The sequence below is a fragment of the Streptomyces sp. NBC_00078 genome (assembly GCF_026343335.1).
In the GTDB taxonomy this organism is placed as follows: domain Bacteria; phylum Actinomycetota; class Actinomycetes; order Streptomycetales; family Streptomycetaceae; genus Streptomyces.
In genome coordinates, this window is sequence record NZ_JAPELX010000001.1 from 7,805,436 (window position 1) to 7,829,090 (window position 23,655).

General features: G+C 68.3%; 17 protein-coding genes. 12 read left to right on the plus strand and 5 right to left on the minus strand.

Annotated features, from left to right (window positions below; translation table 11 throughout):
* Nucleotides 1-42: 42 nt before the first annotated feature.
* Nucleotides 43-2,961, minus strand: coding sequence for a glycoside hydrolase family 48 protein (locus tag OOK07_RS36255; protein WP_266800726.1), 2,919 nt, complete (start codon nt 2,959-2,961; stop codon nt 43-45).
* Between the two features lie 292 nt (nt 2,962-3,253).
* On the opposite strand from OOK07_RS36255, the gene OOK07_RS36260 reads away from it, so the two are divergent.
* Together OOK07_RS36260 and OOK07_RS36265 are read left to right on the plus strand one after the other, a co-directional pair.
* Nucleotides 3,254-4,729, plus strand: a complete 1,476-nt coding sequence (locus tag OOK07_RS36260; RefSeq protein ID WP_266800728.1) for a cellulase family glycosylhydrolase — start codon at nt 3,254-3,256, stop codon at nt 4,727-4,729.
* Between the two features lie 70 nt (nt 4,730-4,799).
* Nucleotides 4,800-6,518 carry a glycoside hydrolase family 6 protein gene (locus OOK07_RS36265; RefSeq protein WP_266800730.1) on the plus strand — a complete coding sequence of 573 codons (1,719 nt, stop codon included), beginning with the start codon at nt 4,800-4,802 and terminating at the stop codon, nt 6,516-6,518.
* Between the two features lie 31 nt (nt 6,519-6,549).
* Here the strand turns inward: OOK07_RS36265 and OOK07_RS36270 are convergent, their stop codons facing one another.
* Complete coding sequence (locus tag OOK07_RS36270) at nt 6,550-7,320, minus strand: phytanoyl-CoA dioxygenase family protein (protein ID WP_266800732.1); 771 nt, start codon at nt 7,318-7,320, stop codon at nt 6,550-6,552.
* Between the two features lie 164 nt (nt 7,321-7,484).
* On the opposite strand from OOK07_RS36270, the gene OOK07_RS36275 reads away from it, so the two are divergent.
* Nucleotides 7,485-8,369, plus strand: coding sequence for a class I SAM-dependent methyltransferase (locus OOK07_RS36275; RefSeq protein ID WP_266800733.1), 885 nt, complete (start codon nt 7,485-7,487; stop codon nt 8,367-8,369).
* Between the two features lie 118 nt (nt 8,370-8,487).
* Nucleotides 8,488-9,198: an SDR family oxidoreductase gene (locus OOK07_RS36280; protein WP_266686362.1), complete on the plus strand. Its 711-nt coding sequence runs from the start codon at nt 8,488-8,490 to the stop codon at nt 9,196-9,198.
* 49 nt (nt 9,199-9,247) lie between these two features.
* Here OOK07_RS36280 and OOK07_RS36285 read toward each other — a convergent pair whose 3' ends face one another.
* Nucleotides 9,248-9,943, minus strand: a complete 696-nt coding sequence (locus tag OOK07_RS36285; RefSeq protein ID WP_266800735.1) for a glycoside hydrolase family 75 protein — start codon at nt 9,941-9,943, stop codon at nt 9,248-9,250.
* Between the two features lie 190 nt (nt 9,944-10,133).
* On the opposite strand from OOK07_RS36285, the gene OOK07_RS36290 reads away from it, so the two are divergent.
* Nucleotides 10,134-10,745, plus strand: a complete 612-nt coding sequence (locus OOK07_RS36290; protein WP_266686365.1) for a hypothetical protein — start codon at nt 10,134-10,136, stop codon at nt 10,743-10,745.
* A gap of 133 nt (nt 10,746-10,878) precedes the next feature.
* Here the strand turns inward: OOK07_RS36290 and OOK07_RS36295 are convergent, their stop codons facing one another.
* Nucleotides 10,879-11,715 carry an aldo/keto reductase gene (locus tag OOK07_RS36295; protein WP_323183011.1) on the minus strand — a complete coding sequence of 279 codons (837 nt, stop codon included), beginning with the start codon at nt 11,713-11,715 and terminating at the stop codon, nt 10,879-10,881.
* A 324-nt stretch (nt 11,716-12,039) separates the two neighbouring features.
* On the opposite strand from OOK07_RS36295, the gene OOK07_RS36300 reads away from it, so the two are divergent.
* From OOK07_RS36300 to OOK07_RS36330, 7 genes are read left to right on the plus strand one after another with little or no spacing between them, the layout of a single operon-like run.
* Nucleotides 12,040-12,189: a pyrroloquinoline quinone precursor peptide PqqA gene (locus OOK07_RS36300; RefSeq protein WP_266686366.1), complete on the plus strand. Its 150-nt coding sequence runs from the start codon at nt 12,040-12,042 to the stop codon at nt 12,187-12,189.
* Between the two features lie 22 nt (nt 12,190-12,211).
* Entirely contained in the window at nt 12,212-12,964 is a 753-nt protein-coding gene (locus OOK07_RS36305) for an SPASM domain-containing protein (RefSeq protein ID WP_406312936.1), read from the plus strand.
* Entirely contained in the window at nt 12,961-14,154 is a 1,194-nt protein-coding gene (locus OOK07_RS36310; RefSeq protein WP_266800737.1) for a glycoside hydrolase family 88/105 protein, read from the plus strand. The genes OOK07_RS36305 and OOK07_RS36310 overlap by 4 nt, the downstream gene beginning before the upstream one ends.
* A gap of 4 nt (nt 14,155-14,158) precedes the next feature.
* On the plus strand, nt 14,159-14,947 hold the full coding sequence (locus OOK07_RS36315; RefSeq protein WP_266800739.1) for a polysaccharide lyase family protein: 789 nt from the start codon (nt 14,159-14,161) through the stop codon (nt 14,945-14,947).
* A gap of 12 nt (nt 14,948-14,959) precedes the next feature.
* Entirely contained in the window at nt 14,960-18,211 is a 3,252-nt protein-coding gene (locus tag OOK07_RS36320; protein ID WP_266800741.1) for a glycosyl hydrolase family 28 protein, read from the plus strand.
* The gene (locus OOK07_RS36325) at nt 18,208-19,668 is read left to right on the plus strand and encodes a glycoside hydrolase family 27 protein (protein ID WP_266800743.1); all 1,461 of its coding nucleotides are present in this window, start codon (nt 18,208-18,210) and stop codon (nt 19,666-19,668) included. Before OOK07_RS36320 ends, OOK07_RS36325 begins: the two co-directional genes overlap by 4 nt.
* An 11-nt stretch (nt 19,669-19,679) precedes the next feature.
* The gene (locus OOK07_RS36330) at nt 19,680-21,710 is read left to right on the plus strand and encodes a PQQ-dependent sugar dehydrogenase (RefSeq protein WP_266800745.1); all 2,031 of its coding nucleotides are present in this window, start codon (nt 19,680-19,682) and stop codon (nt 21,708-21,710) included.
* Nucleotides 21,711-21,732: 22 nt separating this feature from the next.
* On the opposite strand, the gene OOK07_RS36335 is transcribed toward OOK07_RS36330, so the two are convergent.
* Nucleotides 21,733-23,559 (minus strand): AMP-dependent synthetase/ligase, encoded by a 1,827-nt coding sequence (locus tag OOK07_RS36335; protein ID WP_266686374.1) that lies wholly within the window; start codon nt 23,557-23,559, stop codon nt 21,733-21,735.
* Between the last annotated feature and the right edge of the window lie 96 nt (nt 23,560-23,655).

Sequence of the window (23,655 nt, forward strand, 5' to 3'; positions counted from 1 at the left end):
GTCGCAGTCGGACAACGGCCAACCCGCGGAGCGCCTGGGGGGCTATTCGAGGAGCTCCGCGTACGAGCCCATGGCCATGGCGATGTCCGCCTGGGCCCAGAACCGGTGATACGTGAAGGACGGCGCGGCCCCGCCCGCCAGATACGCCTCGATCTTCGACCAGGCAGGGTCGTTCTTGTAGAAGGACCGCAGTGAGGCGAACGTCGACGACGAGTTGATCGCGTCGCCGTTGGGCATCTTGCCGCTCCAGCCGCTGGGCACGTACACGCTGTCGTTGAAGCGGTTGTAGTCGGCGCGGGTCTCCGGCACGGCGATGCCGAGTCCGTCCTGGTAGTTGTTCCACATGCCGTCGAGCAGCGCCTTCGCCGTTGTCTTCGCCGCCGTGTCACCGGACTTGGCGGCGTAGTACGTCAGGGTCTTGGCGTATGCGGCCGCCACACCGACGTCGTTGGTGTAGTCGGCGACGGTGACGTGAAGTCCGCTGTTGGCGCCGGGACTTGACGCGTTCCAGGTGTCGGGCCGGCCCGACCACTGCAGTGTCGACGGGATCTGGTAGGTGCCGTCCGGGTTGATCGTGGTCTTGGACAGCGCCCACTTGACCCACTTGTCGAGGACCGCCTTGGCCTTCGCGTTGCCCGTCTGCTGGTAGTACTCGGCGACCCGCTCCATCGACCACGCCTGGAAGCCGAACCACTGGTTGGACGGCGGGTCGTGGTAGACGGGCTGCTGGTCGTAGTACATGCCGTAGAAGGTCGGCGTGCCGGCCGGCGGACTCGCGTACCGGCCCGCCCAGCTGTTGGTCGCGCCGCCCGCGATGGCGCCCTCGTCCGACTGAAGCCAGCGGTAGAACTCCAGCTGCCGGGTGAGTGAGGTGCCCCAATCGGCGGCCCCGGTCGAGGACTTGGGCTTCAGGTCGGCGTACGAGCTGAGCGCGTACGCGGCCAGCGGGTTCTGGTAGCCGCCGTGGACGTGGCTGGAGCCGATGCGCCAGGACCAGCCTCCGTTGGTGTCGGTCGAGCCGCCCCAGGCGTAGTACCAGGACAGCAGATAGTCCGAGGCGTCCTTGCCCGTGCCCGCCGCACACGTCGACGGGCCCACGCAGTTGCCGATCTTCTTGAAGTACTTGTCGTACATGGCGTAGCGCAGGTAGTCGCCCATTTTCGCGGCCTTGCCCACGGTCGCGGAGACGTCGCTGCCCTTGCCCTGCTGCTTCGCCCACACGTCGGCCCAGTAGGCGGCCTGCACCGCACGCGCGTCGGCGTCCGGGGCGTCCGTGTACTTCCACTGCTTGGCGTAGGAGGAGTCGCCGGTGAACAGGTCCAGGTAGCCGTTCTTGCCGCCGTACTTGAAGGCGTCGCAGGTCGGCTGCGGCACCGTCTCCCACACCGACTCCTGCGGACCGCGCTGGAAGGTGTTGATGTACGACGGCCCACTCGCCGTCGGCCCGCCCTCGCAGGTTCCGCCGGGGGTGTTGCCGTAGCCGTAGACGTTGTCGACGTCCTCCAGCCAGTGCATGCCGTAGATGTCGTCGGTGCCGTACGCGGACTTCAGCTCACCCGCGATGGGATCCGAACCGACCGAGACCGACTGGTCCAGCTTGGCCGGATACTCGTTCGGGGTGTCCAGCTCGGGCGCGTACGTCGCCGGCTTGGAGGCGTTGTAGAAGGAGGTGGTGGGCTGGTCGGCGTGGGTGGGGATCATGTACTTCTCCATGAGGGCCCACGCGCCGTTGAACTTCGACCAGTCACCGCTGACCTTGCCGTACATCGCCTGCAGCCACAGGAGGTAGCTGTAGGCCTCCGACGTGGTCTCGTGGCCCTGGTCGGGGGCCTCGACGATCAGCGTCTCGACCGAGTGGTAGGGGATGCCCTGCGGTGAGAAGTAGCCGTTCGCCGGGTTGGTGATCTTGCCGTACAGGTCCAGGAAACGGGCGTCGTAGGCCTTGGCGGCCGCCAGCTCCGTCACGGTGACCGAGGCCTTGGCGTGGCCCGGCGCCGTCGACTCGAAGGTCGCCGCACCGGTGCCGGAGGCGTCGGCGGTGACGGTCACCTTCTGCGCGGTGCTCCAGTTGGAGGGCGTGAAGGTGAGCGAGGCGCCGGCGGTGACCGACAGGCCCGAGACGCCGCTCGCGCGGGCCGTCGTGACGGTCACGTTCGACGCGGGCTGCGTCGACAGTTTGACGTCGTACGAGCCGGACTTGCCCTGCTGGACGCCCAGTTGGGTCGGTGAGACCACCACGGCGGGACCCGAGGCGACCGTGATGCCGACGGGTGTCGACTCCGCGGAGGCACCCAGGCTGTCGTACGCCTTCGCCACCAGCGAATGACTGCCCACGGACAAACCGGAGGCCGAGAACGTGTAGGGCGAGCTGGTGTCCGTGCCCAGCAGGGTCGTGTCGTCGTAGAACTCGACCTTGCTGATCGTCGCGTTGTCGGCCGCGGCGGCGGTGGCCGCGAGCGGGACCGCGTCGCCCTGCGTGTAGACCGCGCCCGCTGTGGGACTGGTCAGCATGGCCATCGGCGGCTGGTGTGCGCCGGCGCAGGTGGTGCCGTTGACCGTGAAGGCCGTGGGGGCGGTGTTGGTGCCGCTGTAGGTGAACTGCGCGCCGGTGGAGACGGCGGCGCCAGCGGCGATCTTCGCGTTGTACCCGGCGTCCTTCACGCTGATCGACTGGCCGGACTGGGACCAGGTGCCGCTCCAGCCGTTGGCGAGCTTCTGGTTGCCCCCGTACGCGTAGGTGAGGGTCCAGCCGTCGATCGCGTCGGTGCCGCGGTTGGTGATGGTCAGATCCGCGGTGAAGCCGGATCCCCAGTCGTTCGTCTTGTAGTCGACACTGCACTGGACTGCCGCCGCATGGGCGGGAGTTGTGCCGGTGCCCAGCATCGTGAGCGGAAGGGCGAGGGCAGCCATGGCGGCGGTCCACAGCCGCCGCGTGGTGCGGCGTCTCCGTCTGGAGTGCATGTGCTGGTTCCTCCTTGCGGCTCGGAAAGGAGTGGGGGAAGGGAGGAGCGACAAGCCTTGAACCAGTGGGAGCGCTCCCATAGTGGGGAAGGGGGCGAGGGCGGTCAAGGTGGTTGAAGAGTCGAAAAGATTCGACGGGCTTCGGCGCGAGTGAGTTGAGGGAAAGTCAGCGAATGTCTGTAACTCCCCTGTCCTTTGCTGTCACTTGGCGCTAGCTTCGTTGACACCAGTGGGAGCGATTCCATCAGTCGACGCGTCCGTCACGGCGCGCCCGAACTGTAAGGAGTCGCTCATGCGACACCCCCCGCGTTCATGTCTTTTAGCCGTTGCCGCTGCTGTGGCCCTGGTGGGCACGGCGGTCGCACCGGTCGTCTCGGCACAGGGAGCCACGCCCTCCTGCTCGGTGGAGTACACCGTCACCGGCCAGTGGGACACCGGATTCCAGGGCGCCGTGACCCTCACCAACAACACGGCGGCCGTGAGCAGTTGGAGCGTCGGCTTCGACTTCGCGGACGGCCAGAAGGTCAGCCAGGGCTGGAACGCCAAGTGGGCCCAGTCCGGCACGACGGTCACCGCGACCAACGAGAGCTACAACGGCGCGCTGGCCACCGGCGCGAGCGTCAGCGCCGGGTTCCTCGCCTCCCGGTCGGGGAGCAACACCGTACCGACGTCGTTCACGCTCAACGGGACGACGTGCAACGTCGATTCGGAGCCGACGCCGACGCCGACCGAGCCGCCGGGCTCGGGCGACGCGGCGGCACCGGCCCTGCACGTCTCGGGAAACAAGCTCGTGGACGCCGCAGGCGCGACCCGACGGCTGCTCGGCGTCAACCGCTCCGGCGGCGAATTCATGTGCGTGCAGGGCCGTGGCATCTTCGACGGGCCGGTCGACGACGCCGCGATCCGGGCGATCGCCGACTGGAAGGCGAACACCGTCCGCATCCCGCTCAACGAGGAGTGCTGGCTGGGACTTTCCAACATCCAGTCGCAGTACGGCGGCGCCAACTACGTCAACGCGGTCAAGGACCTGGTGGCCCGCGTCGAGGCGCACGGCATGACGCCGATCGTCGAACTGCACTGGACCTACGGCCAGTACACCGGCAACTCGGCGGGCTGTTCCGACGTGCACGCCACCTGCCAGAAGCCGATGCCCGACATGCAGTACAGCCCGTCCTTCTGGTCCTCGGTGGCCGGCACCTTCAAGAACGACCCGGCGGTCGCCTTCGACCTGTTCAACGAGCCCTACCCGGACCGTGCCACCTCCACGACCACCCAGGCGTGGCAGTGCTGGCGCGACGGCGGCACCTGCCCCGGCATCGGGTACGAGGTCGCCGGAATGCAGGATCTCGTCGACGCCGTGCGAGGCACGGGCGCCCGGAACGTCATCCTGGCCGGCGGCCTGGCGTACTCGAACGACCTCGCTCAGTGGCTCACGTACCAGCCCGCCGACCCGACGGGCAATCTCGCCGCCGCCTTCCACGTCTACAACTTCAACACCTGTGCGAGTGAGAGCTGCTGGAACTCCACCCTGGCTCCGGTGGCGGCCCAAGTGCCGCTGGTGGCAGGGGAGACCGGCGAGAACACCTGCTCGCACTCCTTCACCGACCGGGTCATGAAGTGGTTCGACGACCGGAGCCTGTCCTACCTCGGCTGGACCTGGAACACCTGGGACTGCTCCTCCGGCCCCTCGCTCATCTCCGACTACGACGGCACTCCCACGTCGTACGGCATCGGGCTGCGGGACCACCTGCGCGCCCTGAACGGATAGTCCTCGACAAGCCTCATCGAGCCCCATCAATCCCCTTCAAGCCCCGACAAGAAGGCAGGAACCCGCACTCATGAGTCGTACCAGAACAGCATTACTCGCTTCCCTGGCGCTGGTCGCCTCGGCCGCCGGAACCGCGACGGCCGTCGTCCCCGGAGACGCCGGCGTGGCCGCCGTCCCCTGCACCGTCGACTACAAGGTGCAGAACCAGTGGGACACCGGCTTCACCGCCGCCGTGACGGTCACCAACAACAGTGCCGCCAGGAGCAGTTGGTCGGTGAAGTGGTCGTACGCCGGAAACCAGAAGGTCACCAGCGGCTGGAACGCGAAGGTCAGCCAGAGCGGCGCCGACGTCACCGCGGCCAACGAGACCTACAACGCGGCCCTGCCGACCGCAGGTTCGGTCAGCTTCGGGTTCCAGGGCACCTACAGCGGCTCCAACGCGATCCCGGCCACCTTCAAGCTCGACGGTGTGACCTGCAACGTCGACTCCACCGGCCCTACGGACCCGACTGATCCGACCGACCCGCCGGGACCGGGCACCAAGGTCGACAACCCGTACTCCGGCGCCAAGGTGTACGTGAACCCCGAGTGGTCCGCGAACGCCGCCGCCGAACCGGGCGGCTCCCGTGTCTCCAACCAGCCCACCGGCGTATGGCTCGACCGCATCGCCGCCATCGGCGGCGCGAACGGCCGCATGGGGCTGCGCGCCCACCTCGACGCGGCCCTCGCCCAGAAGGGCAGCGGCGAGGAGGTCGTCCAGCTGGTCGTCTACGACCTGCCCGGGCGTGACTGCTCGGCCCTCGCCTCCAACGGCGAGCTCGGCCCGACGGAGATCGACAAGTACAAGACGCAGTTCATCGACCCGATCGCGGCGATCCTGTCCGACAGCAAGTACAGCTCGCTGCGGATCGTCACCACCATCGAGATCGACTCGGTGCCCAACCTGGTCACCAACACCGGCAGCCGCGCCACCGCCACCCCGCAGTGCGACACGATGCTCGCCAACGGCAACTACCAGAAGGGCGTCGGCTACGCGCTCGCCAAGCTCGGCGCGATCCCCAACGTCTACAACTACATCGACGCCGGCCACCACGGCTGGCTCGGCTGGGACGACAACTTCGGCCCCTCCGCCGCGCTGCTCCACCAGGCGGCCACCAGCGAGGGCGCGACCGTCGACGACGTGCAGGGCTTCATCACCAACACGGCGAACTTCAGCGCCCTGAAGGAGAACAACTTCACCATCGGCGACTCGGTCAACGGCACGTCCGTGCGCCAGTCCAAGTGGGTCGACTGGAACCGGTACGTCGACGAGCTGTCGTACGCCCAGGCCTTCCGCAACCAGGCGGTCTCCGCCGGTTTCAACCCCGGCATCGGCATGCTGATCGACACCTCCCGCAACGGCTGGGGCGGCAGCGCCCGGCCCGCCGGACCGGGTGCCAAGACCAGCGTGGACACCTACGTCGACGGCGGCCGCTACGACCGCCGCATCCACGTCGGCAACTGGTGCAACCAGTCCGGCGCCGGCCTCGGCGAGCGTCCGCAGGCGAACCCGGCCGCCGGAATCGACGCGTACGTGTGGATGAAGCCCCCGGGTGAGTCCGACGGCGCCAGTTCGGCGATCCCGAACGACGAGGGCAAGGGCTTCGACCGCATGTGCGACCCGACGTACACGGGTAACGCCCGCAACGGGAACAACATGTCGGGTGCGCTGCCGAACGCTCCGCTCGCCGGGCACTGGTTCTCGGCGCAGTTCCAGCAGCTGATGACGAACGCGTATCCGCCGCTCTAGGCTCCGGCGGCCCGCGCTGTGTCCGCCGGGGTCAGGCCTCGTGGGTCAGGCCCCGGCGGATGGCGAACTCCACCGGTGAGTAGTCGCCGTCCGGGCGCTGAAGGTCATAGGGAACCGCGGGGTGCAGCGGCGGCTGTGCCATGAAGCGGGGACGTGTGCCGTGATGCGGCTGGGCGGCGTGCACCAGGAACGGGTGGCAGAGGTAGACGTCGCCCGGGCGACCGGTGGCGTAGGCGAGAGGGCGGTCGGCCGAGGCCGCGTCGACCTTCGGGCCGAGCTCCAGGAACGACGCGCCCTCGTCGCCGTAAGGCTCAAGGACCGAGGGCACGTCGAGGTGCGAGCCCACCCGGACGCGGGTCGGGGCGTCGGCCTCGGTGACCTCGCTGAAGAGGAACAGCATGAGCAGGGCGCGCTCCCTGGACCACAGGTTCGTGTGCCACAGGGTGGCGCCTTCGGGGAGATAGCTCCCCTCGATGTGCCAGCCCGTGTCGGCGGGTTCCTCCTTGTGCGGGAACCGGAGCGGGAAGGTGCCGAGCGAGTAGCGTGGCGCCCAGCGGCGCTCTCCCACCAGCAGGTCGAACGCCTCATGCAGGACAGGGGAGTTGACCGCGGCCGCGAACGGTCCCTGCGCCATCCCGGCCACCCGGACCACCGGGTCCTTCCAGGTGCCGGGGTCCTCGGAGTCGTATCCCGTCTCCCGCCACAGCAGTCGCGCACAGTCCTCGGCGACCCGCGGTGGAAACGCTCCCTCGATCTTCACGAACCCGTCCTCGAGGAAGTTCTCCACCAGCCTGTCATCCATCGGGCCATCGTCGGCGACCGGCCGCGGACCACGCATCTCATTTTCTGACGTGGTCCATCCCCGCGTTTTTTGCCGTGGCTTTTTTGCTGCCTCGGCAATGGCACTGGCCGCGCCCCGGTGCGTCGGCGCACGCTGGGCCGGACGCGGACGAGAGGCTGACCACCATGGCGCACGCACACCACCACGGACATGGCGAGCACGACCACACCGACATCGACTGGGCCGAGACGGCTCCGCTGCTGGAGTCGCAGGCGCAGCTGATGACATCGCTGTACGAACGGGCCATGGCCTGGCTGACCGACAAGCAGACCGAACCGGGGCTGATCGTCGACGCCGGCAGCGGGCCCGGCGTCGTCGCCTGCCTGCTGGCCGAGGCGTTCCCGGGTGCGCGGGTCGTCGCGGTCGACAGCTCCGAGCCGCTCCTGGAGCGGGCCCGTGCGCGGGCCGACCGGCTCGGCGTCGGGGACCGCTTCGGCACGCTCGCCGGGGAACTGCCCAGCGTCCTGGACGAGTTGGAGTACCCGGCGGATCTGCTGTGGGCCAGCCGCAGCCTGCACCACCTCGGCGACCAGCGGGCCGCCCTCGCCGCCTTCGCCGCACGGCTGGCACCCGGCGGCACGCTGGCGATCACGGAGGGCGGTCTGCCCGCGCGCTTCCTGCCCCGTGACATCGGAATCGGCCGCCCGGGTCTGCAGGCCCGCCTCGACGTGCTGGAGGAGGAGTGGTTCGCCCAGATGCGGGCGAGCCTGCCCGGCACGGTCGCCGAGACCGAGGACTGGCCGGCCCTGATGACGGCCGCGGGCCTCAGGCCCACCGGTACCCGCACCTTCCTGCTCGACCTGCCCGCACCGGCCAAGGACCGTGCGCGTGCCTATGTGGCCGCGTCCCTCTCCCGCGTCCGGGAGGGCTTCGGCGACCGCCTCGACCCCGACGACCGCACCACCCTCGACCGCCTCCTCGACCCGGACGACAAGGCGAGCGTCCACCACCGGGCGGACGTGTTCGTGCTGGCGGCACACACGGTGCATACGGCAGCGCACGCGATGTGAGCCGTGCCGTGCCGCGACACCTGCGGCTCTTGACTTCGAGAAGGCTCCAACTGATCTACTCCCACCGTCGGTCCGGGACACCGGGTCGAGACACGAGGACGAGACACCGGGGGTAGTCATGTCCACCAGCACCGAATCTCCCGTCGCGCTGATCACCGGCGGGGCCACCGGCATCGGCGCCGCCGCGGCGCGGCAGCTGATCGAGGCCGGGCACCGGGTGGCCGTCACCGGCCGCCGAAAGGAGCGGTTGGACGCGTTCGACGAGCAACTCGGCAGTCCCGAAGGGCTGTTGACTATCGTCGGCAATGCGTCCGAGTACGCGGATGTGCGGGCGGCGGTCGACAGCACGCTCAAGGCTTTCGGCCGACTGGACACGGTCGTGGCCAACGCGGGCTTCGCGACTCACGACACCGTCGCCGACGGTGACCCGGCCGGCTGGACCGAGATGGTACTGACCAACGTCCTCGGCCCGGCCCTCCTCGTCCGCGCCTCTGTCGACGCGCTGAAGGAGACCCGGGGCCGGATCGTCCTGGTGGGCAGTGTCGCCGGTTTCGTGAACGGGCCGGGCAATATCTACGGGGCGACCAAATGGGCGGTGACCGGCCTCGCCGAGAACACCCGCCGTCAGGTCACGGAGTTCGGCATCGGCGTCACGCTGATCGCGCCGGGCCGGGTCGAGACCCCGTTCTGGGACGGCATGGGCAGCCTGCCGCCCGGCCTTCTGCTGACGGCCGACCAGCTTGCCGAGTCGATCGTCTGGGCCATCCGGCAGCCGGAGGGCGTCGACGTCAACACCGTCGTCGTACGGCCGATCGGACAGCCCAACTGACCCCGCCGCAAAGGCCGGTCGGGCTGCCCGACGCCTTCCCCGGGCGGTTCTAGTTGTTCTGCAGGAACTGCTTGGCCAGCTTGTCGCCCAGCGTGACCGCCGCACTGTGGCTCTCGATGGGGGAGACCTGCGAGTTCTTGAACACGATGTAGGTGACGCCGGAGTCGGCGCCGCCGGTCTCGGGGTTGGAGTCGATGCCGAGGGCCCGGGCGGTGGCGTAGGACGCCTCGCCGATGATCTTCGTCGGCCCGGTGTCGCCGACCACGGCGTACTCGACCTTGTTGTTGTAGATCACCGCGACCACGCCGCCGCCCTTGATGCCGGCTCCGGAGTAGTTCCAGATGCTGCTGGAGCTCGGCACGACCACGTACGGCAGTGAATCGGCTTTGAGCGGCTTGCCGTTGGACTGGTGGAACGCCGTGTCGTCCTGGTACCAGGGGTCGGTGTCCTCGTTGCACTTCGAGGTGCGCTGACCGTCGCAGTCGATGTCCATGTCGGCCTTCCAGAACACCGCGCCGTTCTTCCCGCACACGGGGATGCCGGCCGACGTCTCGTCGTCCGTCTTGTACTTGCCGTTCGAGATCTGCTGACACGACGTCACCTTGGCGAGCAGGTCGGCCGCGCTGACCGAGCCCTCCTGGGTGGACGCGGGTCCTGCCGTGCCGGAAGCGCTGGCGGGGAGCACTCCGGCGGCGAGCAGGGCGGCCCCGGAGGCCGCGGCGAGGGTCAGTGTTCGTATGCGCACTGTGGGGGACCCTTCTGTTAGGAAAGTTTCCTTACTCGGGTGGTACAAGGTGGCCCTCATTGCATGCCCTCGTCAACCCCCCTGGTCCAGACTTCTGCAACCCACCCTGATTGCAGTGATTTGCCCGCAGGGGAAGACTGGCCATATCGAACATTCCAGATATGTGGTCACTTCTGGGAGGCGAGGCGTCATGTTCGTTCGCACCGTGTACGCGACCGGAGATCCCTCGAAGGTCGACACGGCCCTCAGGGCGTTGAACTCGCAGGGGCGGGACCTTCTGGAGGAGCGTCCGGGATACCGCGGGTCGGGCATCTTCGTGGACCGTGAGCTCGGCAAACTGCTGGCGGTCAGCTGGTGGGAGTCCGAGGACACCCGGCGCAACAGCGACGAGGTCATGCGTGAGCGGCGGGGGTCGCTGCTGGAGCCGTTCGCGGCCACGACCGCCGTCGACAACTACGAGGCGGTCGTCTTCCATCAGGTCAGGCAGCCCGCGGCCGGCGGCGGACTGCGGCTCACCAGGCTGGAGTTCGACCCCATGGACGCGGACCTGCTCGCCGAGACCTTCCGCGCGTCGGTGGCCCCCAGGCTGGAGACCCTGGCCGGCCTGGCCAGGACATCCCTGCTGGTCGACCGGGAGCGCGGACGCGGCCTGGTGGGCGCCCTGTTCACGGACCGCCACTCCCTCACCGCGTCCCGCGGGGCCCATGCGTCGGCCCGGCACGAGGGTGCGGCCAAGGCGCATGTGACCGTGATCTCGCTGGAGGAGTTCGAGGTCGTCCTCACGGATGTGCGGGGCGGGTGACGCATGTCGGGCGTGACGGTGACCCACGTCCGGCCCGGCGGTGGAAGGCGTCCGGCCTGACGGGGAAACACGTCCGCCCCGCCGCGCGGGAGTCGCGTGGCGGGGCGGACGCCCGTGCGGGGCCGGACCGGTGTCAGCCCATGTTGAAGGTGGACGGGTCGGGGCCCAGGCGCCGGTCCTCGTTCAGTGCGCTGATCGCCGCCAGGTCCTCGGTGTCCAGACTGAAGTCGAAGACCTCGATGTTCTCCTTGATCCGGGACGGCGTCACGGACTTGGGGATCACGACGTTGCCGAGCTGGAGGTGCCAGCGCAGCACGACCTGGGCAGGGGTGCGGCCGTGCTTCTGGGCGATGGCGACCACTGCCGGGACCTCCAGGAGACCCTTGCCCTGGCCGAGCGGTGACCAGGCCTCGGTGGCGATGCCCCGCTCCGCGTGATACTCGCGGGCCGCGTGCTGCTGCAGGTGGGGGTGCAGTTCGATCTGGTCGACCGCCGGGACGACCGACGTCTCGGCGATGAGCCGCCGCAGGTGGTCCGGCTCGAAGTTGGAGACGCCGATCGCGCGGATACGGCCGTCCGCGTGCAGCTTCTCGAACGCCTTGTACGTGTCGACGTACTTGTCCCGCTCCGGGGTCGGCCAGTGGATCAGGTACAGGTCGACGTACTCGAGGCCGAGCTTCTCCAGCGACGTGTCGAACGCGCGCAGGGTGGAGTCGTACCCCTGGTCGGAGTTCCAGAGCTTGGTGGTGACGAAGATGTCCTCGCGGGGGACACCGGAGGTGGCGATCGCCTTGCCGGTGCACTCTTCATTGCCGTAGATCGCCGCTGTGTCGATGCTGCGGTACCCGGACTCCAGCGCGGTGGCGACCGCCCGCTCCGCCTCGTCGTCCGGCACCTGCCAGACGCCGAAGCCCAGCTGGGGCATCTCGACGCCGTTGTTGAGGATGATCGGGGGGACCTTGCTGCTCACGAGCTCTTGATCCTTACGGTTGTCGTCAGGTGGCACTCCCATCGTCAACGATCACGGGCCGTGATGCATTCCTGACGGGAGAATCCACAGCGGATCCACTGAGATTCCACTGGAACTGACCCGTGAGTCAGTGCCTCGCGGTCGAGGTTGGCCGGAAATGCATCCGACGTCTTCGGTCCGGACCATTGACCGCCGCCCCTTTCTGCCGCAACTCTGGATCGCGCCACCGAACGAGTTCGTGAACTTGGTGCATGCATGTGAACGCCTCTCGCCTGTCTGGGCATCTTGAGACCCCTCACCCCTCAGGGAAGCAGGTACAGCCGCATGAACGAGACACTTCTTCACGCCCTTCGGACGGACCAGCCCGCACAGGAACCGCCGGAGACATCGGATGAAAGGGTCTGGCGAAGCCCCGGTTACGTGGTCGTGGAGACCGCGCTCGAAGTGACCGCCTACGCTCTCGGCGACCGCTGACCGGCCGTACGGCGACCGTGCCATGACCGTCTCGGTGCAGCATGCCGATCCGCAGGTCTCAGAACGCATCGCGAGCGTCCGCTCGTTCGCGGCCAAGGAGCGTGCCGCCCGGTTGAACCGCGCCTCCGGACTCCCTTTCGGCCTCAACGTCGTGCTGCACCGCGTCAACCTCGACGCCCTGGACGACCTGATCGCCCTCGGTCTGAAATGGGGCGCCGACCGTATCGAACTCGCGCACACGCAGTTCCACGGCTGGGCCCTGCACAACCGCGCCGCCTTGTTGCCGACCCGCGAACAGGTCGAGCAGGCCCGGGCCTCGGTTGCTCGCTGGCGTGAACTCCTCGGCAGATCGGTGGAGTTGGTGTGGGTCGCTGCCGACTGGGTGGACGCCACGGCGAAACCCTGCATGGGTGGCTGGGGAGCGCTCTCGCTCACCGTCACCCCGGACGGCACGGTCCTGCCCTGCCCGGCCGCGGCAGCGCTGCCGGACCTCGACCCGCCGAACGTGCGTGACCGTCAACTCGCCTGGATCTGGCGGGAGTCGAAGGCCTTCAACGCGTACCGCGGCGAGTCCTGGATGCCGGCACCCTGTCGCGGCTGCGCGCTCCGCTCCACCGACCACGGCGGCTGCCGCTGCCAGGCACACGCGCTCACCGGCGACGCGACCCGCACCGACCCCGCCTGCCGACACGCCCCCGACCACCATCTCGTGCGCGAACTCGGGCAGGGGCCGCGCCGCGCCCTCGCGTACGACTACCGAAAGGGAGGAACATGAGACGCAGTCGTCTGCGGACGGCACTGACGACCCTCACCCTCGTCACCGCCGGCCTGGCCACCCTGCCGGCGGCCGTCCCACCCCCGGCCGCCCCCGCGTCCGTCGCCCCCGCACACCGTCCGGCCGCCGCCCCCGACTGGTCCGTGGCGATGGTCGACTCCACCATGGCCCGCTACACGCCGAGCACCATCGGCGGCTGGTCCTACCCCGTGGGCCTCTACCTCTACGGCGAGTACCTCACCTACCGGCGCACCCACGACGCCCGCTACCTGACGTACATCAAGACCTACGTCGACCGGTTCGTGAAGAGCGACGGCTCCATCGGCCAGTCCTTCAACAGCCTGGACAGCATGCAGGCCGGCCGACTGCTGGTGATCCTGCACCACGAGACGGGCCAGGACCGCTACCGCAAGGCGGCGAAGAAGATCCTCGACCGCCTGCGCACCTACCCGCGCACGGGCGACGGCGGCTTCTGGCACGCGGACACCTCCAGCCGCGCCCACCAACTCTGGGCGGACGGCGTCTACATGGTCAACCCGTTCCTCGTCGAGTACGGCAAGGAGTTCGGCAACAGCGCGTACACCGACGACGAGGCGACGCGGCAGCTCTCCGTCTACGGCAGCCACCTGCAGGTCACGAACGGGCTGCTCAAGCACGCCTACGACGAGTCGAAGAGCGTGAGCTGGGCCGACCCGCAGACAGGACTCGCCCCCGAGCACTGGTGCCGCGCGGTCGGCTGGTACGCCATGGCGACCGTGAACGTCCTCGACGCCATCCCGGCGAATCAGTCCCGCCGTCCCCAACTCCTGGCGATATTGCGCAAGTTGGCGGCCGGCCTGGAGAAGTACCAGGACCCGGCGACCGGACGCTGGTTCCAGGTGATGGACAAGGGCGGCCGCAGCGACAACTGGACCGAGACGTCCTGCTCCAGCATGTTCACCTACGCCCTCTCGCGCGGTGTCCAGCAGGGCTATCTCGATCCGCACTACACGGCCGTGGCCCGGCGCGGCTACCAGGGCGTGCTGGCGAAGCTGTCGGTCGGCTCCGACGGCCGGACGAACCTCGCCGGCATCACGATCGGCACCAACGTCGGCGACTACGCGTACTACATCGACCGCACCCGGGCCACCAACGACTTCCACGGCCTGGGCGCCTTCCTGATCATGAACGAACAGCTGCGAGGTGATTAGTGTCATGAACGCATCCAGAAGGGTGCTGCTGGGTGCCGCCCTGGGCGGAGCCGCCAGCGCGGCCGTCGGGCTGCCCGCGACCACCGCGCACGCCGCGTCCTGGCAGCAGAAGTGGTCCCCGTCCGCGAGCGGTGACGGGCTCGGCGCCTTCGAGACGATCGAGGACGACCGCGCCCGCTCGCACCCGGCCGGCCATCCGCACATCCTCGCCACCGGTGACAACTGGCGCTTCACCATGCACACCGTCGACCGCGACACGTCGACCGACCGCCAGCGCCAGGAGGTCACGGGCCTGCGCAACGGCAGCGGCAGCAACTACCTCAAGTGGACCCAGGGCCAGACCTGGCGGCTCACCTACTCGATGTACATCCCCAGCTCGCTGAAGGCGACCACCACCTTCACCCACATCATGCAGATGAAGCAGCCCGGTACCGGCTCCTCGCCGATCGTCGTGCAGTCGCTGCGCCGGGTGAACGGCAAGCAGACCATCGAGCTGAAGCTTGCCGTCGACGACATCCTCGTCGGCCGCACCGGCCTGGACCCGCTGCACGACAAGTGGACGGACGTCGACTTCCAGATCAAGGTCGGCAACGGCTCGGCGGGCTCGATCCGCTGGATCCTCAAGTCCGGCGGCTCCACCGTCATCGACGCCTCGAAGAGGGGCGTCGACACCTTCCTGGCCGACCGTGTGCGCCCGAAGTGGGGCATCTACCGATCTCTCGGCGACACCTCCGGGTCCCTGCAGGACACCTACCTCCTGCTCACCGGTCTCCGGGGCTACCAGCTCGTGTGAGGAGCAGTCCGCATGAAACCCCCCACCGTTCCACGACACAGAGCAGCGGCCGTCGTCCTGTTCGTCCTCGCGGTCGTCCTCGGACTCACCCACCCCGTGGCCGTCGCGGGGCCGCAGAGCGCCTCACGTGCCGCCGCCCTCATCGACGTACGCGACTACGGCGCAAAGGGAGACGGCTCCGCCAACGACACACCGGCCATCAACAAGGCGATCACTGCGGCGAGTTCGGCCAGTGGCGGCGGCACCGTCCGCTTCCCCGCCGGCAGCTACAAGTCCAGGAACACCATCCACATGAAGAGCCATGTGACGCTCCAGGTCGACAGGGGCGCCACGATCCAGGGTTCCAGCGCCGACACCTACGACAAGGCCGAGTCCAACCCGTACGACGCCTACCAGGACTACGGGCACAGCCACTTCCACGACGCGATGATCTACGGCGACAAGCTGACCGACATCGGCTTCGTCGGGCAGGGCGTGATCGACGGCATGGGCGACCTGATCACCGGCAACCCCAGGCCCGGCGAGGCCGACAAGATCATCTCGCTGACGCGCTGCGACGGGCTCCGCATCGGGGACGGGCTCACCCTCCGCCGCGGCGGCCACTTCGCGGCCCTCGTCAACGGCTGCGAGAACGTCACGTCGGACCACCTCACCATCGACACGGCCGGCGACCGCGACGGCTGGAACGTCATCTCCACCACGGACGTCACGATCACCAACGCCCACATCGAGGCCAACGACGACGCGCTGGTCTTCAAGAGCGACTACGCCCTCGGCGCCAAGCTCGCCAACGGCCACGTACGCGTCAACGACTCCTATCTGTCCGCCCGTTGCTGCAACGCCCTGATGTTCGGCTCCGAGACCTGCGGCGACTTCTCGGACTACCGCTTCGAGAACATCCGCATCGACGGCGCCGACAAGTCAGGGCTCGGCATGGTGTCGATGGACGGCGCGAAGATCTCCGACGTCCACTACCGCGACATCACGATGAGAGACGTCCACTCGCCGATCATGCAGAAGATCGGTACCCGAAAGCGCTGCGGCAACAGTCCCGGCGTCGGATCGATCAGCGACATCACGTACGACGACATCACGGCGACCGGCAACAGCCCGTCCTTCAGCCCGACTCTGTGGGGTGAGACCGGCCACCGCATCGACGGCGTCACCTTCAACAAGGTCGACATCACGGTTCCCGGCGGCAACGGCACCATGTCCACCGCGGTGCCGGGCAACGACCCCAACGACTACAACCCCAAGAGCATCGGCACCCGGCCGGCGTACGGCTGGTACCTGCACAACGCCGACAACGTCCACTTCACCGACAGCTCGGTGAAGTTCGCGGCGAACGACGGCAGGCCGGCCGTCATCGCCAACGCCGCGAGCGGCATCCGTCTCACCCGGTTCACCGCGCAGAAGGGCAGCAACTCGCCGCACGACGTGGGCTTCCAGAACGTCACGGGCTACTGCCTGAGCGACAGCCACACCACCTCCGGCGGTGCGCTGCGGGTGTCGGGCAGCGGGTCGGGCGAGGACTGCGGCCCGAGTCCGGTCGTGAAGCCGCTCGACCTCGACAACCCCCGCCAGGACTTCCTCCGCGCCTCCGTCGGCGGCCTCTTCCTGCACTGGGGCCTGCGCACGGCGTCCGCCCACACCAGCTGCTCCGCCTGGGAGAAGGACGTCACGGACGGCGGCTGGACCCCGGACTACTGGGTGAAGGAGGCGCAGAAGCTGCACACCCAGTACCTGGTCCTCGCCACCTTCCACAGCCGCCTAGGCTACGCCCGCCCCTGGCCCTCGAAGATTCCCGGCTCCTGCTCCACCAAGCGGGACTTCCTCGGTGAACTGATCACCGCGGCCAAGGCCAAGGGCATGAAGGTCATCCTCTACATGACCGACGATCCCCAGTGGCACGACGAGGGCGGCCACGAGTGGCTCGACTCGGCTGCCTACTCCGCACACAAGGGCAAGAACGTCGACCTGACCACCCGCGACGGCTTCGGGCAGTTCAGCTACGACAACTTCTTCGAAGTCATGGACCGCTATCCCGACCTCGGCGGCTTCTGGATCGACAACGACAACGCGTACTGGGAGAGCCACGACCTCTACCAGCAGATCTACCAGAAGCGCCCGAACTACACGCTCAGCAACAACAACGAAGACACGCCGATCATGGACATGATCAGCAATGAGCAGAAGACGGGAATGACGCCCGCCTACGACTACCCGCAGGCCATCTACACCGCCCAACCCCGCCTGACCGAGGCCGACTTCAAGCTGCCCTCGACCGGCGCCTGGTGGTACGACGGCTCCGACCCGGCCGTCGACAAGAAGCTCACCCTCGGCCGGCTGATCACCAACGCGGGCTCCTCCGTGAAGGCCCTGATGGCCGAGACCGCCCAGGTCAACGGGAAGTTCCCCGGCAACCAGGCGTCCTTCAACACCTTCGCGAACTCCTATCTCGGGCCCATCTGGGAGTCCCTGCACGGCACCGAGGGCGGCGGTTACATGTATGGCGGCCTCAAGCCCGGATTCTGGAACGACGGTGCGCACGGTGTCACGACCATCAGCAAGACGGACCCGAACCGGCAGTACGTGCACGTCCTGACCCCGCCCAGTACCAGCACCCTGCGTATCCGCGACAACGGCTACCGCATCGCCTCCGTCACCAACCTCCGTACGGGAGCGGCGGTTTCGTGGTCGCAGTCGGGCGGCGTGCTGACGCTGACCGGACTCGGCGGCTGGGACCCGTACGACACCGTCTTCAAGGTCGTCACCGCCGGACGGCAGGGCATCCTCACCGGCGTCGACGTGAGCGCGAGTGCCTCCGCGAGCGGACACGCCGGGCCGGCCGCCGGCGACGGCGACCACCTCACCTACTGGGACAACAACAAGAAGCTGCCCGTGAACCTCACCTTCGACCTCGGCTCGGCCAGGAAGGTCCAGTACGTCGGGCTCAACCAGCGCGAGGACTCCGTCGCCTACGCCCGCTCGGACACCGAGCAGTCGGCGCGGATCAAGGACTACAAGGTGTACCTGAGCAACGACGGCTCGACCTGGGGGAGCGCGGTCAAGGCAGGGCAGCTCCCAAGCCGCCGCGGAATGCAGGGCATCGACCTCACCGCGGCCACCTCCCGCTACGTCCGCCTGGAGGTCGACACCACCTGGGCCGCGTCCAGCGACGCCACACGCTACAAGCGGCTGCGGATCGACGAGGCATGGATCGGCACCAGCTACGCGACGCCCGTGAACGGGGGACATTCGTGATTCGGACCAGATCACTCACGGCGGCCGTGGCCGGCCTGCTCGTCGCCGCCGCCGTGCCGCTCATGGGCGCCGCACACACGGCGGCCGCCTCCGACAACGGCCAGTCGGTCCGCCCCGCCATGGGCTGGAGCAGCTGGAGTTTCGTGCGCCGCACGCCGACCGAGGCGAAGATCAAGGCCCAGGCGGACGCGCTCGTGTCGAGCGGCCTCAAGGACCACGGCTTCGTCTACGTCAACCTCGACGACTTCTGGCAGAAGTGCGACTCGAACGGCTTCGCCGTCGACAACTACGGCCGCTGGAGCGCCGATTCGGCCAAGTTCCCGGGCGGCATCAAGGCACTGGCCGACTACGTCCACTCCAAGGGCCTGAAGTTCGGCTTCTATGTGACGCCCGGCATCGCCAAGAACGCCGTCACCAGGAACACGCCGATCGAGGGGACCTCGTACCACGCGAAGGACATCGCGGACACCTCGAAGACCGAGAAGAACTACAACTGCAAGAACATGTACTACATCGACTACTCCAAGCCGGGTGCGCAGGAGTTCGTCAACTCGTGGGCCAGGCAGTTCGCCTCATGGGGAGTCGACTACCTGAAGATCGACGGAGTGGGCAGCCAGGACATCCCCGATGTGCAGGCCTGGGACAAGGCCCTGCGGGCGAGCGGACGGCCCATCGACTTCGCGCTCTCCAACAACCTGCCGATCGCCGACGCCACCACCTGGCGGGGGCTCGCCAACAGCTGGCGCACCCAGGGCGACGTCGAATGCTACTGCGGGCCCGGTTCCAACGGCAGCGGCTATCCGCTCACCGACTGGTCGCACGTCTCTGCCCGCTTCAACACGGCCGCCTCCTGGCAGCCGTACGCAGGTCCGGGCGGCTGGAACGACCAGGACTCGCTGGAGATCGGCAACGGCGACCAGGCCGGCCTCACCGCGGACCAGCGCCGCTCCCATTTCACCTTGTGGGCGATGGCCGCCTCGCCGTTGCTCCTGGGCACCGACCTCACTCACCTCGACTCCGTCGACAAGGCGATGCTCACCAACGACCGGCTGATCGGTGTGGACCAGGACGGGGTGGCCGCGAAGCGGGTTGTGAACAGTGGTGTCAAGCAGGTCTTCAGTAAACGGGAGAACAGCGGCGAGTACGTGGTCGCGCTGTTCAACACCGGAACGTCCGGAAACGCCACGGTCGGTGTGAACTGGTCGCAGGTCGGCTTCACCGGTTCCGGAGACGTCACCGACCTGTGGTCCGGCGCACACAAGGGCGTGACCGCAAACTCGTACAGCGCAACGCTGCGACCCGGCGAAACGCGACTTGTGCGGGTGAAGCCGGTTCCCAGCGACAACGTTTCTGCAGTCTCGGCGACCACCGCGGCCGCTCCCGGCATGGCCGTCGCCCCCTACGAATACCTCGGCTGGGGCAACCCGCAGAACCCCGCCTCCCAGTGCACGGGTTGAGGGGAACACCCATGAATCTGAAGAGAGTTCTGCCCTACGGCGTGGCCGCGGCCCTCGCCCTGCCCCTCGCGGGGCTGGGCCAGGGCACCGCGCTCGCCGCCACCGACTACCAGGCCGAGAACGCCCAGATCTCCCAGGGCACTGTGGCCACCAACCACACCGGATACACGGGCACCGGCTTCGTCGACTACACCAACGTCAGGGGTTCCTCCGTCGAGTTCACGGTGAGCGCGGCCTCCGCGGGCACCTCGGCGGTGACCTTCCGGTACGCCAACGGGACGTCCGTGGACCGCCCGATGGACATCTCGGTGGGCGGCACGGTCGTCGCCTCCGGTGTGTCCTTCCCGGCCACCGCCGACTGGAACACCTGGACCACCAAGACCGTCAACGTCCCGCTCACCGCCGGCTCCGACAAGATCCGCGCGACCGCCACCACCGCGAACGGCGGCCCCAACCTCGACCGGATCAGCGTCGACGCGGCGGCCGACGCCCAGGCCCCGACCCGCCCCGGCCGGCCCAGCTGCTCCGACATCGGGGAAGACACGCTCACCCTGGCCTGGGGTGCCTCGACGGACAACGTGGCCGTGACGGCGTACGACCTCTACGAGCACGGCAACAAGATCGGTGAGGCGCCGGGGAGTTCGACCTCCAGGGCGTTGACCGGGCTGACCCCGAACACCACCTACGACCTCACCGTCATCGCCCGCGACGCGGCGGGCAACACCTCATCCGCCAGCCCCGTCGTCGACTGCACCACCAAGCCCAGCTCCGACACCACCCCGCCGACCAGGCCGGGCACGCTCTCCGCCGCCGGCGTCACGGCGAACAGCGCCGACCTGACGTGGGGTGCCTCAACGGACGACCGGGCCGTCGTCGCCTACGACGTGCGCAGCGACAGCACCGTCTACAAGACCGTCACCGCCGGTACCTCCACGACGCTCACCGGGCTCGCCTGCAACAGCCCGTACTCGCTGAACGTGGCCGCCCGTGACGCCGCGGGCAATGTCTCACCGCAGAGCAGCACGGTGAGCTTCACGACCAAGGCGTGCGCGACGGACGGCGGCGTCCCGTCCTCCGTCTCCACCCTCTCCACCGGCTGGACCATCCCCTGGGGCACCTACTGGATGCCCGACGGAAAGACAGCGCTGGTCACCGAGCGGGACGACTTCCGGGTCTGGAAGGTGACCAAGGACGGTACGCGGACCCAGGTCGGCAAGGTCCCCAACGCCGTCACCACCAACGGCGAGGGCGGTCTGCTCGGCGTGGCGGCCGACCCCGAATGGGACACCAACCACTACGTCTACTTCATGCACACCGCGTCCGAGGGCAACCGCGTGGTCCGCATGACCTACGACGGCACGACGCTCAGCGGCTACAAGGTCCTGCTCCAGGGCATCAAGAAGAGCCGCTACCACAACGGCGGCCGCCTCCTCTTCGGTCCCGATGGCTACCTCTACGTCTCCACCGGCGAGGCCCAGACGCCCGACCTCGCGCAGGACAAGAACTCCCTCAACGGCAAGATCCTGCGCATGACGACGGACGGGAAGGCGGCCCCCGGCAACCCGTTCGGCAACTACGTCTACAGCCTCGGCCACCGCAACCCGCAAGGCCTCGCCTTCGACCGCAACGGCCGCCTGTGGGAAGCGGAGTTCGGCAACAGCTCCAAGGACGAGCTGAACCTCATCAAGCCGGGCGCCAACTACGGCTGGCCCACCTGCGAGGGCAACTGCAACGTCTCCGGGATGACCAACCCGAAGGCCACCTGGAACGTCTCCGAGGCCTCGCCCAGCGGCATCGCGATCGTCCGCAACGTCGTCTACATGGCGTCGCTGCGCGGCGAACGGCTGTGGCGGATCCCGATCAACGGCGACAACGAGAGCGTCGGCACACCGACGGCGTACTACGTGGGAACGTACGGCCGTCTGCGGACCGTGACCAAGGTGCCGGGCTCCGACCAGCTGTGGCTGTCGACCACCAACTGCGACAACAACGGAAACGAGCCGGACGGATCGGACAAGCTGCTGCGGGTGAACATCAGCTGAGCGAACATCGCCTGACGTGACGTCAGGCCCGGTAGAGCGCCTCTACCTCGTTGGCGTAGGCGTTCTCGATGGCCTTCCGCTTCAGCTTCAGGGACGGGGTCAGCAGACCGTGTTCCTCGGTGAACGGCTGGGCCAGTATGCGGAAGGTACGGATCGACTCGGCCTGGGAGACGAGGGTGTTGGCGGCGACCACCGCACGCCGCACCTCCGTCTCCAGGTCGGCGTCGCGTACCAGCTGGGCCGGTGACATCTGCGGCTTGCCGCGCATCGTCAGCCAGTGCTCGACGGCCTCCTGGTCGAGGGTGACCAGGGCGGCGATGTACGGGCGGTCGTTGCCGACGACGATGCACTGGTTGACCAGCGGATGGTCGCGGACACGCTCCTCCAGCACCGCGGGCGAGACGCTCTTGCCGCCGGAGGTCACGAGGATCTCCTTCTTGCGGCCGGTGATGGTGAGGTAGCCGTCCTCGTCGAGGGCGCCCAGGTCGCCGGTGGCCAGCCAGCCGTCGTGCAGGGTCGCGTCGGTGGCCTTCTGGTTGTTCAGATAACCCTGGAAGATGTTGGCGCCGTGCAGCCAGATCTCGGCGTCGTCCCCGATGTGCACGGTGACACCCGGGATGGGCTGCCCCACGGTGCCGTAACGGGTGCGCCCGGGCGGGTTGGCGGTCGCGGCCGCCGTCGACTCCGTGAGGCCGTAGCCCTCGTAGATCTGCACACCCGCGCCCGCGAAGAACAGGCCGAGCCGCCGGTCCATCGCCGAGCCGCCCGAGATGGCGTTGCGGAGGCGACCGCCCATCGCGGCCCGGACTTTGGAGTACACGAGCTTGTCGAACAGCTGGTGCTGCATGCGCAGCCCCGCCGACGGGCCCGGGCCGATGCCCCAGGACCTCGCCTCGACGGCGTCCGCGTACTTCACGGCGACCTCGACGGCCTTCTCGAACGGCCCCGCCTTGCCTTCCTTCTCGGCCTTCCGGCGGGAGGCGTTGAAGACCTTCTCGAAGATGTACGGCACCGCGAGGATGAACGTCGGCTTGAACACCTGCAGGTCCGGCAGCAGTGCGGCGGCGTTCAGCTGCGGCTGGTGGCCGAAGCGTATCCCGTGGCGGATCGCGGTGACCTGCACCATCCGCCCGAAGACGTGCGCGAGCGGCAGGAACAGCAGTGTCGCCGCCTCGTCGCCCTTCTTGGAGTGGAACACCGGCCCCATGTGCTCGGCGACCGTGTCCGCCTCGTACATGAAGTTGGCGTGCGTGATGACGCAGCCCTTGGGGCGGCCCGTGGTGCCCGAGGTGTAGATGACCGTCGCCGTCGAGTCGGGCGTGACCGCCTGACGGTGCCGGTGGACCACGCCGTCGTCGATGTGCGCGCCGGCGTCGTAGAGATCCTGCACGGCGTTGGAGTCGAGCTGCCACAGCTGGTGCAGGTGCGGCAGCCGGTCGATGACGGTGGCGATCGTCATCGCGTGGTCCTCGTGCTCCACGACCGCCGCCGTGCACTCGGCGTCGTACAGCGCCCAGAAGCACTGCTCGGCCGACGACGTGGGATAGATCGGCACCACCTGCGCGCCGATCGTCCACAGCGCGAAGTCGAAGAGGGTCCACTCGTAGCGGGTTCGGGACATGATCGCGACGCGGTCGCCGAACCGGATGCCGCGGGCGAGCAGCCCCTTGGCGAGGGCCAGCACCTCGTCCCGGAACTCGGCCGAGGTCACGTCACGCCACTGTTCCTGCTCGTCCTTGCGGCCGAGAGCGATATGGAGCGGGTTGTCCTGGGCACGCTCGAAGACGACGTCGGCCAGACCGCCCACCGGCGGTGACAACGCCAACGGAGGGTTGGTGAACTCGCGCAAACCCCGCTCCCCGCTCCTCAGCGTCCTGTAATGAGTCACACTCCGTGCAGCGCCGTGAAAGCTACCCCACACGAAGAGAGGGCGGGAGGGGGGTCG